Annotated in this window: 15 protein-coding genes; 1 reads left to right on the top strand and 14 read right to left on the bottom strand. The window is 34.6% G+C overall.

Features of this window, described 5'->3' with window-relative positions; all coding sequences use genetic code 11:
• Positions 1-72: 72 nt before the first annotated feature.
• From ACFS6I_RS18975 to ACFS6I_RS19010, 8 genes are all read right to left on the bottom strand, one after another.
• Positions 73-1,791, bottom strand: coding sequence for a tetratricopeptide repeat protein (locus tag ACFS6I_RS18975; RefSeq protein ID WP_132769978.1), 1,719 nt, complete (start codon positions 1,789-1,791; stop codon positions 73-75).
• A gap of 26 nt (positions 1,792-1,817) precedes the next feature.
• A complete protein-coding gene (locus ACFS6I_RS18980) occupies positions 1,818-2,753 on the bottom strand; it encodes a PstS family phosphate ABC transporter substrate-binding protein (protein ID WP_132769980.1) in 936 nt (311 codons plus the stop codon).
• Positions 2,754-3,053: 300 nt separating this feature from the next.
• Positions 3,054-3,941 (bottom strand): energy transducer TonB, encoded by an 888-nt coding sequence (locus ACFS6I_RS18985; RefSeq protein ID WP_132769982.1) that lies wholly within the window; start codon positions 3,939-3,941, stop codon positions 3,054-3,056.
• Positions 3,942-3,977: 36 nt separating this feature from the next.
• Positions 3,978-4,532 carry an ExbD/TolR family protein gene (locus ACFS6I_RS18990; RefSeq protein WP_021190708.1) on the bottom strand — a complete coding sequence of 185 codons (555 nt, stop codon included), beginning with the start codon at positions 4,530-4,532 and terminating at the stop codon, positions 3,978-3,980.
• 24 nt (positions 4,533-4,556) lie between these two features.
• Positions 4,557-5,216, bottom strand: a complete 660-nt coding sequence (locus tag ACFS6I_RS18995; protein ID WP_021190709.1) for an ExbD/TolR family protein — start codon at positions 5,214-5,216, stop codon at positions 4,557-4,559.
• A gap of 98 nt (positions 5,217-5,314) precedes the next feature.
• Positions 5,315-6,145 (bottom strand): MotA/TolQ/ExbB proton channel family protein, encoded by an 831-nt coding sequence (locus ACFS6I_RS19000; protein WP_132769984.1) that lies wholly within the window; start codon positions 6,143-6,145, stop codon positions 5,315-5,317.
• A 468-nt stretch (positions 6,146-6,613) separates the two neighbouring features.
• Positions 6,614-6,964, bottom strand: a complete 351-nt coding sequence (locus tag ACFS6I_RS19005; protein WP_031288702.1) for a translation initiation factor — start codon at positions 6,962-6,964, stop codon at positions 6,614-6,616.
• Between the two features lie 8 nt (positions 6,965-6,972).
• A complete protein-coding gene (locus ACFS6I_RS19010) occupies positions 6,973-7,851 on the bottom strand; it encodes a diacylglycerol/lipid kinase family protein (protein ID WP_132844369.1) in 879 nt (292 codons plus the stop codon).
• A gap of 312 nt (positions 7,852-8,163) precedes the next feature.
• Between ACFS6I_RS19010 and metK the strand changes: the two genes are divergently transcribed.
• Positions 8,164-9,417 carry a methionine adenosyltransferase gene (gene metK, locus ACFS6I_RS19015; RefSeq protein WP_021190713.1) on the top strand — a complete coding sequence of 418 codons (1,254 nt, stop codon included), beginning with the start codon at positions 8,164-8,166 and terminating at the stop codon, positions 9,415-9,417.
• A gap of 98 nt (positions 9,418-9,515) precedes the next feature.
• On the opposite strand, the gene ACFS6I_RS19020 is transcribed toward metK, so the two are convergent.
• The 6 genes from ACFS6I_RS19020 to ACFS6I_RS19045 are packed head-to-tail and all read right to left on the bottom strand — an operon-like array spanning position 9,516 to position 15,680.
• The gene (locus tag ACFS6I_RS19020) at positions 9,516-10,844 is read right to left on the bottom strand and encodes a DUF58 domain-containing protein (RefSeq protein ID WP_380923013.1); all 1,329 of its coding nucleotides are present in this window, start codon (positions 10,842-10,844) and stop codon (positions 9,516-9,518) included.
• Positions 10,844-11,833 carry an AAA family ATPase gene (locus ACFS6I_RS19025; protein ID WP_021190716.1) on the bottom strand — a complete coding sequence of 330 codons (990 nt, stop codon included), beginning with the start codon at positions 11,831-11,833 and terminating at the stop codon, positions 10,844-10,846. Before ACFS6I_RS19025 ends, ACFS6I_RS19020 begins: the two co-directional genes overlap by 1 nt.
• The gene (locus ACFS6I_RS19030; protein ID WP_380923015.1) at positions 11,833-13,032 is read right to left on the bottom strand and encodes a DUF4350 domain-containing protein; all 1,200 of its coding nucleotides are present in this window, start codon (positions 13,030-13,032) and stop codon (positions 11,833-11,835) included. Before ACFS6I_RS19030 ends, ACFS6I_RS19025 begins: the two co-directional genes overlap by 1 nt.
• Complete coding sequence (locus tag ACFS6I_RS19035) at positions 13,029-13,823, bottom strand: DUF4129 domain-containing protein (protein ID WP_132769994.1); 795 nt, start codon at positions 13,821-13,823, stop codon at positions 13,029-13,031. Before ACFS6I_RS19035 ends, ACFS6I_RS19030 begins: the two co-directional genes overlap by 4 nt.
• Positions 13,813-14,727, bottom strand: a complete 915-nt coding sequence (locus ACFS6I_RS19040) for an ABC transporter permease (protein WP_380923017.1) — start codon at positions 14,725-14,727, stop codon at positions 13,813-13,815. Before ACFS6I_RS19040 ends, ACFS6I_RS19035 begins: the two co-directional genes overlap by 11 nt.
• Complete coding sequence (locus ACFS6I_RS19045; RefSeq protein ID WP_132844376.1) at positions 14,718-15,680, bottom strand: stage II sporulation protein M; 963 nt, start codon at positions 15,678-15,680, stop codon at positions 14,718-14,720. Before ACFS6I_RS19045 ends, ACFS6I_RS19040 begins: the two co-directional genes overlap by 10 nt.
• Positions 15,681-15,692 lie beyond the last annotated feature (12 nt).

Below are 15,692 nucleotides of genomic sequence, written 5' to 3' on the forward strand. Positions count from 1 at the left end.
TAAGAAAAAATAGCCTAAAATCAAAAAAGGGGAGAACAAATGTTCTCCCCTTTTTATTTTAAAATACTAAGTCTATTTAATACCTTCTAAATAAGATTTAGCATTCTCATTTTCAGGATCTAATTTCAATACTTCTTGGAAACTAGCTTTTGCTTTAGCCATTTCATTTTTACTGTATTGGAAGAAACCAATATAAGTGTAAGCATCGATTAAATATGCTTTATTTTTCTCTTGTGTGCCTCTTTCGTTGATAACTTTAATTAATTTTTCGAAAGGAGCCACAAAATCACCTTTTGGAGTTTCCAAATTATCCGTACCTAAAGCAGAGAAAGCTTTGTAGTATAGCGCTGGAACCAAGTATTTTTCTAATACCTCAGGTTTATTCGCATTTTCGATAACGGTTAACTGTGCTTGCGATTTTACAAAAGCGGCAACAGCTTGATCTTTTAAAGCTTGATCGGTTACATTACCTTCCTCATCCTTACTTTCCTGATCTTTTTTAAAGCCAATTTGGTAATTACCTTCTCCAGCATAATAATTAGAATCGAAGTAATAATCAGTATCAGGATATTTAGCAATAATCTCAAATAATGCTACTGCAGTTGCAGTCTCTTGATCTTGATATTTTGCAAATGCTGTTTCAGCAACTTCTGCTAACAATTCTTTATCTTGATCAATTGCTTTTTGAATAAATACAATACCCGATTCAACTTTATTATTAGCGACATCAGATAAACCTGCATACATATTATCCAAAGGAATTACACGTAGAGGATCCATTTTTGCAAACATCTTTTGTATATTCTCAGATGCTTTAGCGTAGTCTTTATTTCTAAATGCATTGTATGCTAAATAACGATAAATCTTAGGATCTACATCTGGATTTTTCGCTAATTCTTCAGAAACTGCTCCTAACTCATCGTATTGTCTAGCATAAACCAAGAAATCGGCATAACGGATCTTTGCTTCCAAAGAGTTATCACCATTAACTTCTAAATACTTTTTATATTGCTCAACACCTTTTTTATTTAATTCCACATACTTCTCGTCAGATGTACCAGGTGCTTTTGACCACATATTGTAAGTCTCCGCTAATTCACGGTAAGTCGGAGCATAAGTAGGTGACGCTGTAGTAATCTCTGTCAATTGAGCAACTGCCTCATCAAAAGCTTGTGCACCACGAACAATTACTGCAAGTCCAATTTTAGCGCGAGTTGAATTCGGATCCAAATCAGTTGCTTCACTATAACTTGAGTAAGCGCTACTTGCTTCCTTCAATCCTCTGTAAGCATCTCCCAATGCTAAAGGAATAGCAGCATCTTTAGCATTCTTTGCTTTAGCTTGTGTTAAATAATCCAAGGCTTTTGCATAGTCTGGCTCTGGCGCCTTAATATAAGCACGACCAATTTCCAACAATTCTTCGTAATCTTTTTTCTTTAAGTTTGCACTAGCTGCAGAAAATTTAGCTTCAGCCGAAGCCTTATCTTTTTTCAACAAATCAATGTAGCCTAAACCAACGTTATTAATCTGTGATTTTGGATCAGCAGTCAAACCTTGATTGAAGAAAATTGCCGCAGAATCAGGCTTATCATTGACTAAATAAATCTGACCTAAATAGAAGTAATTATCACCAACCTTAGCTTGTTTACTTACTAATTGTTGCAAAATTGTTTTTGCTTTACCGTAGTTTTCTGTTTCAATAGCCGCTCTAGCATCCTTTAAACTTTGTGCACTTGCTGTGCCAACAGAACCTGCTAATAACAGACTAAATAATAATTTACTGTTTGTCATAATCTATTGTTGTACTATTTTATACTCTAATTTAAACTGTTTTCTTCTCTAATAATAATATCACGTCCTGGCATTGTTGCAGGTAAAAGTCCAGCTTTTAAAAAAATACGCTGACCTCTATCTCCTGTCAAAAAGGCACTAAAGCCCAGGCCTAAGCCCATGTTCGGCTGATAATTCAATACATATATAGGTCTTGTAAAAGGATATACACCTAAAGATATATTGGATTGCGAAGGTTTGTAGAACAAACCGTCTTTCTTAGCTCCTAAAGCATTTTCTACGCTCAATGTACGAATTTTATTCAATAATTCAGATTTTTTTTGAGTCATATCCAATATCCAGTTGAAACCTACAATTCCGATACTTCCTTTATTCTCACTCACATATTTGATGACATCAGTATTATTCTCTAAGGCAGAAATCGCTGTTGGATCAATTTTATCAATAGATAGATATTCCTTTAAAAATCGTAAAGTACTTGAGTTTGCATTATCAAAAACTACTTTGTACTTACCTTTAAGTGTGCCGTTTAACAATGATTTAACGTCAGAAAGTGTGATGATAGTATCTGCATCACTAACATTATTTATCAAAGCGATTGCATCACTCCCTATTTGATATTCCTTTGGAACAATTTTTCGGTCCTTAAAATTTTTCCCCTCAGCAGCTGTCAACTTACGTGTTAAAATAATCACATTTGAAGTATCCGCCAATAACGCATTTATGGCTTTAATTTCAGGTTTGGCCAACAATTGTATGGTAGCATCTGAGTATGAACTTTGAAATACATCAACCTGTTCTTTAATGATTGGATACAAGGTCTCATCAACAAGTACATTTACTTTACCTCGTAGAATATCCTCACTGGGAGCTGTTGGAGCTTGCTTGCCATTACGATTACAACTCATCAACATAAAAACTCCAGAAATTGAAAATAAAATTATTTTTAAGCTGTTTTTCATAGGGCAATCATCTAATAAATAAGTTGCAAAAATTAAAGCAATTCTAATTTCGTAATGAGGCTAGTTAAAATTACTTTGCCACAATCTCACGAAACGAAGGAAAGAATAAACAATCAGAACAACTCCAAACAATGTTCTATACGTTGGATTGATGTCCAAGGGTAAATCTTTCCAAAAAATAACCAATAAGCCCAGCCCAAAATACAAGCCAAACATAAATAGTCCTAAAATAGACAGAAATCGCTTTATAGGCGATTTCTGTCTGTAATTTGTATTATTCGAATTAAAGTTCGCCACTAATTACTGATTTTGTGTGTTTAAGCGAATAGGTAATGTATAAGCTACACGAACAGGACGACCATTTTGAATACCTGGTTTCCATTTCTTAGCTTTTTTCAACATTCTAACTGCAGCATCACCAGTTCCGTATTTAAGATCGCGTTTTACAGAAATATCTGTTAAACTACCATCTTTTTCAACAACGAAAGATACCTCAACTACACCCATGATACCATTTTCTAAAGCGCCAGAAGGATATTCATAAGTTTCTCCTACCCACTTCATAAAAGCAGCCATACCTCCAGGAGGCAATGGTTGAACCTCTACAGCATTGAAGGAAATTAATCCATCTGGATCACCATTTGGATCACCTTTCTTAACACCTGTAATAGCACCATCTTGTTTTTTAGTACCGAACTCACCACGAGCTACTGAAGAACCTGTTGCGCTACCTTTTAAAGTTAAACGAGCAGGAGTTTTCTTATCATCCTTAAACTCTTCTTGAGCAGCGACTTCTTCTTTCACTTGTGCAGCCGGAGCTACTTTTGGTTCTGGAAAACGTACCAAATCTTCTTTTGGTATGTCCATCGCCACTTGCTGAGGCTTCTCCTCCTCAATCGGAAGTGGCTCTTCTTCTTCTGGTTCAGGTGGTTTAATTTCCTCCAAATCCTCTAAAGTCACTTCAGTAACAACTGGAGGGGCTTCAACAGGTTTATCAGGAAATAAGCTACCTCCAAATAATTTCAGAAGACTCAATAGTACCACGGCAACAACTACAGCCAACAAACCTACGTTTGTAGCTTTAGGAGCAAGCTTACGAAGCTCGTAAGCACCATACTCCTTGTTTCTGCCTTGAAATACTACATCAAGCCATTCCTTTTTAAAAATATCTAATTTTGACCCAATCATATTTCTATAGTTTTCGTGATTTCTATAATAACTAACTTAGTCATTATAAATATTATCACGTTTTAAAACATCTATTTCTTCAGGACTAATCTTCGCAATCATATAACGCTTAATATCTACAATCTTCATCTCATCAAGAATATCAACAAGATCTTTTTGTGTAGACATATCGCTAGGTCTGATAATCACGATTACATCTTTTCCGCCAGAAACACGAGGAACGTAAGCTTTTTTCTCAATTAAAACCTTGCGTATTCCATCTGCTCCGAACCCTGTAACCGTTGGACCTTCAATAGGTGCTTTTACCTGTCCATAATACCAAGAAACTTTGTTGTCAGATCCTAATAAAATCGTTACGGAACGGTTATCTGCTGTTAGTACTTCAGATTGTTCATCCTTAATTTTATTTTTATCAGGCATCGCAACGTCCATTGCTTGTGGTTTATTTAAAGACGTAGTTAACATGAAGAAGGTAATTAATAAGAATGCTAAATCTACCATGGCTGTCAAATCGACTTTACCACCGTTTTTCTTAGATCTTACTTTTCCGCCTTTGCCCCCCTTACCACTGTCTTGATTTAATTCTGCCATTTATGTCTTTTTATTAAATCAACATTATTTATCTTCAGCACGTAAACCAGTAATGAAACTGAATTTATTTTGCTTTTGATTACGTAATGTTTCGATTACCGCATTAATTGAAGGATACTTTTCCGTTGCGTCAGCTCTGATAGCAATTTTCAATGGTCCTGGATAAACAAAATCCTTTTCCCCTTCTTTTGCCTTATTTACCTCTTCTGCAGCTAAACGTGCTGTTTGTATCCATTGGTATAATTCATTAGATAATGTTTCTGTACTATCGACAGGAATACCATTCTGAACACCAGGCTCAAGACGTTTGCTTGGCTCCATTGCCAACACTTGCTTGATCGCTTTCATAGGAGTACCGACATTTTCCATCAACGCAAACTGGTCGTAATCTTGTTGAGAAAAGTTAACGCCATATCTTGATGACATTTTCTCTAAAGTTTTAACCCTAACATCGCGGTCTGTCGCACCAAAAAATATTTTACCTTTATCCCCAACCGTAATAATACCTACGTTTGAATCTGGTAATTTATCTTTCGTGGTAGACGCCGGCGTATCAACCTCGAATGCTTCCGGTTGTTTCGCTGTAGATGTCATTACGAAGAATGAAAGAAGCAAGAATGATACGTCACACATCGCGGTCATATCAATGGATGTACTGGCTCTTTTTATTTTTGCTTTACCCATTTTAAACTTCTTTATAAATTAATTATTCAATCTCTTTCTATATGATGCTAATGAAACAATTATTCCATAAAATAATTTTCAAAAACATCATATAATTACTATTTGTGGTTCGCAGCGTATGTTTGTACGATTGAGAATCCAGCTTCGTCGATTGAATAAGTTAATTTATCAATTTTAGCTGTTAAGATATTGTACATTACAATCGCAATTGTTGAAGTACCGATACCTGTCGCTGTATTGATTAGGGCCTCAGAAATACCGTTTGCTAATTTAGCTGAATCAGGAGTACCACCTGTTGCTAACGCACTGAAGGCCTTGATCATACCTGTTACTGTACCTAATAAACCTGTTAATGTACCGATAGAAACTAATGTAGCGATTACGTTTAAGTTTTTCTCTAACATCGGCATTTCTAATGCTGTTGTTTCTTCGATCTCTTTTTGAATTGCAATTGTTGCTTTCTCAGTATCTACAGCAGTATCAGCAGAAACTGATTTGTATTTTACTAAACCAGCTTTGATTACGTTTGCAACAGAACCTTTTTGTTTGTCACACTCAGCAATAGCTGAATCTAAATTACCGCCATTAATTAATACTTGTACTTTTCTTACGAAATTACCAACATTTCCTGTTCCAGAAGCTTTTCCAATTACAATGAAACGCTCAATAGAGAATACCCATACCATGAAGAATAAACCTAATAAAACCGGTACTACAGCACCTGCGTGATAAACCATTCCTAAATAGTTACCTGGTAAAGGTTGGTTCTCTGGATTATTATCAAGAAAGTTTGAAGGACTACCCATCACAAATTTCCATAAAAGGTAACCGAGAATGAAACAAATGATAATTGCAGCTTGTGCAAAGAAAGAACCTGAATTATTGCTCTCTTGTTTTGCAGCAGGACTTGTTTTAGGTGCGTTTGCCATTTTTCTAATTTTTTAGTTTTTTACTGTTGTTAAATATAATATGTTTTTTTTAATTATATGCTTGTTATATGTATTCGTTTTAAAATTTGTCAAGCAAATATAGTCTTTTATGCCATATTTAAAATCTTAAAGCGAAATATATTAGAAATATAAAAGAGACTTTAAATTCCCTTTACAATTCCTTAATATTAAGTTATCACCTCAGCGGTTCCGACTTTCAATCTAATGCTACTAATCCCTTTTATCAGGAGAAAGCAATAAATTTTTTACAATGAAAACCATTTTTTTTTTGATATGCAAGAAAACAAACGATTTAATTGCAAATTCAAGTAACCGCTCACTCACCTATCTACATCTATCAAAAAACTTTCAATCTATGTTTAAACGGATATTACTTATTAATTTTCAACCATTTACAACGCGCACCCCTGTTCAATATGACCTGTTTGAGGCTAAAATAATGGAATACTAACCTCCCACCAATTTTACTTTGTATCCTTCAGAAAGTAACAGATCAGCAACTTTCTGTTTAAAGTCTCCTTGTACAACTATTTCAGCATCCTTAGCACTTCCTCCAACACCGCATTTCTGTTTTAAAAATTTACATAACGCTTCCAGGTCTTCTTGTTTACCTTTAAATCCGGTAACGAGTGTGACAACTTTCCCTTTTCGCATCTTACGATCCAATTGAACTTTGAGCTGTTGCTGTTGATTAGGAAGTGTTTCTAGGTCCTCTAATAATTCTGAAAATTGATATTCAAAACTGTTATCTGTTGAATATACAACGCCTTCATACTGCTGTTTCTTATTTTTACTCATAACTTTTTTTAACAAATAACTTTCAATGCCTTAGGAATAATGCCAATATCAAGACTTGAACCCAAGTCAACTGGCTCACCATCAATGTGAACTACCGATTTTACAATCGCTTCAATCTTAATATTTCTTCCCGGAATTATTTCGACGTAGTCGGACTGATCCGCAGACTTATTAAACAAATGAAACAACATTTTTGGTAAAATATACATTGGAAATTGATGAACAATACACACATCTAATATCCCGTCATTAACAGATGCCTGTGGTGCGATGTAAGCGTTATTACCATATTGTGGTGAATTGGCGACAGAAATCATAAACGCTTTACGCTCGTATTCTTTACCATCAATCCATAGTTTATAGTCGCACGGTTTATATTTACTCAGTACGTTTATTGCCGATTTCAAATATCCCAAAGGCCCACGAATATTCTCATTAGCGAAATTCTCGCTAACGGATGCATCAAAACCTAATCCAGCAATATTAAAAAATTTGCGATTATTTATCGTGCCACAATCAACCTCTACAAATTCAAATCGATTTATGCGACGAATTGCAGCAGTCTCATTTAAGGGAATACCAAGATATAAGGCAAGCCCATTCCCTGAACCTTCAGGAACAATACCTAAGGGTATACCGCTCTCTGCTAATGCAGATCCTAACTCATTTATTGTTCCATCGCCTCCTACTGCTATCACTGCATCGTACTTTTCTTCAACAGCTCGCAAACCAATTTCGTACGCATGATTGGCATAGGATGTCTCCTGAAAAGTAGGATCAAACTTTTGTAAATCAAGCACATCCAACACCTGCTTCTTAAAAGATGTTTTGCGCTTCCCTCCCGAAATCGGATTGATAACAAACAGTATTTGTTTACGTTTTCCCATAAATCAAATATACGCTTATTCACTAATTTCTTGAAACAATGTCAAAATTCTTAAATACCATTAAGATTGATCCAGCTATTTTAAACTATTCTACAAGAAATCTTTAAACTTAACAGAAAGTATTGTAGTTTTGTGTCGACAATAAAAAATGTGGACTGATTTGCGTAGTATATTCTTAATGAGAATATAACAGGAGATTGCAACCACAGTAAAAAAGTGCTAAAACCATCATATAGCAAGGCTATTTAGTACTTTTCTATTGAAACAACCTCTCCTCGCAAATCCTTATAATATAATATTAAAAAAGGTAATATGGCTTACTTATTTACGTCCGAATCTGTTTCAGAAGGACATCCAGACAAAATTGCTGATCAAATCTCAGATGCACTGATTGACAATTTTTTAGCTTGGGACGAAGATGCACGCGTTGCAATCGAAACTTTGGTAACAACGGGACAGGTTGTACTTGCAGGTGAAGTGAAATCAAAAATATATTTAGATGTTCAAAAAATAACACGTGCAGTAATAGAGCGCATTGGTTATACCAAGTCTGAATATATGTTTGAAGCAAATTCATGTGGTGTATTATCGGCTATCCATGAACAATCGGCAGATATTAATCAGGGTGTAGACCGTAAGGCAAAACAAGATCAAGGTGCCGGCGATCAAGGAATCATGTTTGGATATGCAAGCAATGAAACGGATAACTATATGCCCCTGGCCTTAGATTTATCGCATCGCTTACTTTATGAATTAGCGGCATTACGTCGTGAAAATAAGGAAATTACTTATTTACGCCCTGATGCTAAATCACAAGTAACGTTAGAATATACGGAAGATCATAAACCAGCACGTATCGACACCATCGTGATCTCTACACAACACGATGATTTTTCATCAGAAGAAGAGATGCGTGAAAAAATTACAGCTGATATTAAAAATATCTTAATCCCAAGGGTTAAAGCACAATTAAAACCAGAACTGCAAGAATTATTTAATGGTGATATCAAGTTTCATATTAACCCAACAGGAAAATTTGTTATTGGTGGACCACATGGTGACACCGGTTTGACAGGTCGCAAAATTATTGTTGATACCTACGGTGGTAAAGGAGCACATGGAGGTGGAGCTTTTTCAGGAAAAGATCCGTCAAAAGTAGACCGTTCTGCTGCCTATGCAACACGTCACATTGCTAAAAACTTAGTTGCCGCAGGTATTGCAGATGAAATTTTAGTTCAGATTTCTTATGCAATTGGTGTAAAAGATCCAATGGGAATTTATGTCAATACTTATGGAACAAGCAAAGTGGAATTAAACGACAGTCAAATTGCCGATAAAATCACTGAAATTTTTGACATGACTCCTTACGGTATTGAAACCAGATTAGGCCTAAGAAACCCAATCTATTCGGAAACTGCAGCATATGGACATATGGGTAGAACCCCTAAAACTGTAACGAAAGAATTTGAAAATTCTAACGGTGATAAAAAAACAGTTGAAGTTGAGCTATTTACTTGGGAAAAACTGGATTTTATTGATAAGGTAAAGACAGCTTTTGGTTTATAGTCATTTAACTGAATTCCACGCATAAATACAGCAGGCTCATCATATGATGGGCCTGCTGTGTTTTTATGATATGGTAGTTTAATATCTCCACAGACAGATTAGATAAGACCTCGTGCTTTAATCTCTAAGTATTTGTTAATCGAATTAATGGTTAGATTTTCTGGTGCTGTATAAATTGTTTGAATTCCGTTTCTATGCAATTCTTGAATAATGAGATTTTTCTCATAAATGAATTTCTCAGCAATAATTTGGTTATATATTTCAATCGTCCTGTGAGGCGAACTTTTCGCGAGTTCATCCAATTCTGTATTTTGAAATACAATAACCACTAAGATATGGGAACGATTGAGCATTTTTAAATAAGCCAACTGCCTATTAAGAGCGTCCAAAGTTTCGAAATTTGTGTAAATAAAGATAAGAGAACGTTTATTAATATGTTTATTCGCGTAAGTATATAAATTGCCAAATTCAGACTCTTGAAATTCGGTTTGAATGTGATAGAGTGCCTCTGAAATCCGCATCATTTGATTATTACGTTTCTCTGCAACAACCTGATTACCGATCTCTTTTGAAAAAGTAAGCATACCTGCACGATCATGTTTCAAAATAGCCGCATTTGATAAAACTAAAGTAGCATTAATGGCATAATCCAATAATGTCATCTCTTCAAACGGCATACGCATCGCTCGTCCAGTATCAATGAAACTATAAATGGGTTGTGATTTTTCTTCTTCAAATTGATTTATCATCAATTTCTTAACTTTGGCTGAAGCCTTCCAATTCATCCTTCTGTAATCATCTCCTTGCACATAATCACGCACATGATCAAACTCCATGGCTGCACCAATTCTTCGAATACGCTTAACACCCATTTCATTCAACCTGTTGGTCGTGGCTAAAAGCTGATATTTACGTAATTGAATAAAAGAAGGATAACATGGAATGCTTAAGGTATCATTTGTTGCAAACCTTCTTTCAAAAAAACCCAAAAAACGAGCCATAGCACAACATTTTCCAAAAGAATAAATTCCCCGACGTGTCAATTTCAAACTATAATGAATTTCCTTTTCTAAGAAAGGGGATAATGTAATTTCAAAATCTTTATCTCGAACCTGTAATTCCACTGGAAATTCTTCTAATATACGAACAAATATCCGACGGGGATAACGACTTTCGGCTCTGATAATAAGTGGGTTTTCGTCACCATTAGAAAATTTTTCTGGATAATTCCGTATCACAGAAACATTCCCTTTATCAGAAAATAAAAATATCAAATCCCAGATCATCACGGCAGTTAAGATCCAAAAAAGAATAGCTACAGGAATAAACAACACTTTCACAAAAAATGAAATAACAAAAAATGTTGCAATGGTCAGCAGACCATAAAAAAATCGATTTGTGAAATACAGTTGTTTGAGCTTCTTCATTATCTCGGAATTTCTATACTAGCAATGATTTGATCAATAATGTAATCTGTTGTGAAACCTTCCATTTCCTTCTCAGGAGTCAGCATAACACGGTGCCCTAAAACTGCAAAAGCAACTTTTTTAATATCTTCAGGGGTGACAAAATCACGACCATTTAGTGCTGCTGAAGCTTTAGCAGATTCCAAAATAGCAATTGAAGCTCGAGGTGATGCACCTAATGTCAAATTAGGATTGTTTCTGGTCTTAGAAATTAAATGAGCGATATAAACCAAAATTTCATCATGTACATATATGGATTTGATCAAACGCTGAAAATCAGCAATTTCTTGCGAAGACACGACCTGTTGAACCAACGCTTCTTTATCTTGCGCCTTTTGTAAGTGATGCTCCTTTAAAATCAACAACTCCTGTTCTTGATCAGGGTAATGAACATCTATTTTAAAAAGAAAACGATCTAATTGTGCCTCTGGAAGTCGATAAGTTCCTTCGTGCTCAATTGGATTTTGTGTTGCAAATACAATAAACGGGGTCGGTAAAAAATAAGTTTCCCCATCAACTGTCACCTGGCGTTCGGCCATAGATTCAAATAAAGATGCCTGAGTTTTGGCAGGAGCACGATTTATTTCATCAATTAAGATGATATTCGCAAAAATAGGTCCTCTCTTAAAAATAAATTCATTCGTCTTTAAATCCAAAATAGAAGAACCTGTGACATCTGAAGGCATTAAATCCGGTGTAAACTGGATCCGTTTGAAATCACTAGCAATTGTTTTTGAAACCAATTTCGCAGATAATGTCTTCGCCACTCCAGGCAAACCTTCAATCAAAGAGTGACCTGATGCTAGGATCGAAATCAATAGCATATCCAAGAGTTGATCCTGACCGACAATCACTTTCTTTACTTCAGCTTTTACAGCTGCCATTTTATCATATAGAACCGTCAAATCTAAACGATTCTCAAAAGGCATATATTTTTCAAATTCACTCATTACATTTCTGCTTTAACTTTAAATTCTTCTATTTTAGTATTGACATTTCTTAAATCCTGTTCTGTAAAATGACTTCCTTTTTGGTATTGTGTTATCAATTGAATCATTTCTGCTGTTATTTCTTTTGATACACCAGAGCGTTCAGACAAGTTCTCTAAAAATTCTTCTTCATGAATAAGTAATGTATCAACATGAAATTTTTTGCGAATATCATGTAAAAAATAATCAATCTTTTTGTGAACCATATTTTCCGGAGAACCATTTTCATAATATAATGTTGCAATGGTTTCACAGAACTGCTTAGACAAATTAGGTTCTGGAAGAACTGTTTTAACAGCGCGCTGCTCTCTTCTGCTCTTAAAAATTAAAAACAATAATAAGCTGACTAGCAGTAAATACCATGCTTGTCTCAATCCCATATGATTTAACAGAACACGAAGCGGTGTTTTCGATTCATTATATTTACTCTTAAAATCATACCACCCAATAGTCTGTCCATCCAAATAGCTAAAAGCTCTGGCGACATATTGATATTGCTTTTGATTGTTCAACAAATAATAATTACCAAATAACTCGGGTGTAATATGTAACATGATGCTCCCTTTACCTATTTTCAAAGAAATAAAGTTCGGCAACAAATGTTCCTTATAGCGCAAACCACCTAAGATCGTTGCAGACTTTGGTAGTTTGGTGAACGAATAATCCAAAGTACTCTTATTAAAAGAAATAGGTATCCCATCTTGGGTAAGCTCAACTTTTATTTCTTCCTCAATATCATCTTGATTATCATAGAAGTATTCATAATCAACCTGTAACGTATCTAATAATTTTTGATTGATCTGCTCGGCAGCAATAAAAACTTTGCCGCCATTTGTCGCGAATTTTAATATTCTATTATTAACAGCATCACCAACTTCAAACGTTTCTGAAATAAACAACAGCTGTTCTTTTGGAGCATTAAGTCTATTGTCTGATTCAAAGTAGGTAAATAGATCTTCTTTAATATCGATAACCTTCGCCTGTTTGTCAAACATATGTGGAAGCTCTTCATGGGTCACATAAAGTCCGAAGGGATTTTTATCTTTTTGATCAAATGTTCTGTCCCAAATAATAGGTTTCTTACTCGTTAGGTCAATGATACCAATTACACCAAATACAATTGTAAAAATAAATACGCTAAATTTTAACGAGCCTTTCATGAGATTTTAGATTGAAAATTTTTAAAATCTTGTTGATAACGCTCAAAATCGGCAGCAGTTAAATTAAAATCACCAAACCAAACATATTCAAACACCCGAGTGCATTTAATAAACTCATTTTTTAAAACTGAGTCTGAAATTTCATTTGCAAAATCATTATTTGTTTTACTATACTTCCACTTGATCACATGAGCATGTGCTAGTTTTTGAATATTTAACAATTGCATATAACGAATAGCGAGTGTATAATTTCTATCCTTAATCGAATCAACGAGATAGGGCTTTAAATCAGTATTCATCAAATTCTTCTCTACATACCCCAAATTTTGAACACCCTCTGTTTCAGGCTCTTTATTGTCTTTTCTAAAGAAGCTATCCCTTGAATAAATTAATTTATAAAAGATATAAATCAATACCGCTAAACCTAATATTCCTAAGAAATAGAAAAACTCTTCATTATAATTAAAAGAAGAATTTGGCATCAAACTGCTTAGCCAACGATTGAAACGGGTCATTAAACGATCAAAAAAACCAATTTTATCTTTAATATTCTCAGAATAGATAAACTCTTCGGATTGATAGCGATCCAAGACACTTTTATAATCTGTAATCGTTACTGTAGCAGCACGATTATCTTTCGGAATTTCCTGAAACAAATTCTTGTTCCAAATATCGACGCGACTTTGTTTTAATGTATCTATGCTCGGCATAGCCATACGCATAGAGTCTTTATTTGCATAGCTAGCTGTCGTGAAAAATAAAAGAATAACAAAAAAATATCTATTCATCATTTTTCCCTCCCAAATTTGCAATCATCGCATAGATACGATCGCCATATTTAAAATCTTTCGCCGTTTCGTAGATGATCCCATTTGCCAGAACACCTCCCATATATAAAAAAATTGTCAGAAGAGTTACAAGGAGCGCTCCTATGGTCATTAACATTTTCCCAAAAGATCCATCGAAAAAAGAGCTATCAAATTCCAAGAAATTATAGGAAATTAGCCCGATGATTAATCCTGGAATGAAAGTCAACATCATCATGACTACTTGAAAAATGAAACTAACAATATAAGTGGCAATACCATATTGAACAATATTCTTTCGAATGACATTAAATGTCTCTAAAAAAGTCGTCGTCAAAGAAAAATATCCTTCCCGATAAAACAAGAACGAGCAGAAAAACCACAATCCAATTATTGAAAAAAAGATTCCAATCGCAAAGCTGCCAAACAAAGGAATAAACATGAGAATAATCATAGCTATTCCCGCGGGAATACCAATTATTACGACGACCAACATAGACGCGAAGAAAAACTTCACGTACATACCGATGTGGTTTCGAAATGCGTTCAATAAATCTCGACCTGTAAAGTCCGTATTTTTTTGATTCTTCAATAAAATAAAATATTCGATGCAGATACCGTAAATGTATAATCCTAATAATAGGATAGTAACACACAGAAGACTTACCCATAAGTACACGTTAAGATCTTCAAAGGAATCACTTTCGGATGAAAATGTAATTTTTGTAGATAAATAGTAATAGAGGATTGTCGTGATACTCAAGGGTATAATAGAAACACTAAAAACTGTTCCGACAAAATGACCCAAAACAATTTTTAACAAATCGATAAAACTCTGTAAAAAATCGCCAATTTTACGTTCCTTCTGAAATTCGAAATTTATTTCCATTGATTGATTTTAGCTAATTGAAAAGGACGTAGAATATAATAATATAAAATCATCACCAATGTAATTATTATGATCAGCAAGCACATGGTCATAGAAATATGATAGTAACGGGTAACAAACCCCTCTAATGTACCAGCAAGTATAAAAAATGGAATTGTACTCGCTAAAACCTTCATTGATAATTTTGCCGCTCGAATAAAGGCTTCCATTCTACTATATGATTTTGGGAACAAGAAACTATTACCTAACATTAAACCACAACCTCCTGCTATGATAATAACAGAAATTTCTATAGTTCCGTGTATCCAAATGGCAGACATCGCCTTTTGTAAAACCCCGTATTCATAAAACATATAATGAAATGCACCTAACATGATACCGTTAGAGAAAAGAATATAACCCGTTCCCACACTAAAAAAAACACCAAACGTAAAAGCTAAAAAAGCTACCCTTACATTATTAATGGTGATCGCTAGTGCAGATCCAAAATTATTCCCTGATGCATAAATGGCGGCAGGATCCCCTTTTCGGATATTATCAATGGACTGATCGACATAGGCATCTCCTAAAATTAACCGCACAAAATTTTCATCATAGTGAGCAGACAAAAACCCAATAATGCTTGCCAAAAGAAAAATCAAAAAAGAAAACAACAACGGCCGCCGCATTTGCCAAACAGCATAAGGTATTTCATATGAAAAAAAATGCTTAAGTTTATTTTCAGAAGCTTTCTGATCTTTATATATTTTTTGATGTGCTAAAATGGCCAACTCATTTAAATAATCTTTTGTCCTACTTTCTGGATAGAAAGTTTGTGCATAGGCTAAGTCATTGGTGAGTTCAATATAATTTGACGCCAGTTCATCGGGATTAACATCAACATGAATGGATAAATTATTTTCAATTGACAACCATTTTTCCTTATTTCGCTCGATGAATGATGCTTCTCTCATGAATATAAATTT

Source organism: Sphingobacterium anhuiense (genome assembly GCF_042686355.1).
Taxonomy (GTDB): Bacteria; Bacteroidota; Bacteroidia; order Sphingobacteriales; family Sphingobacteriaceae; genus Sphingobacterium; species Sphingobacterium anhuiense.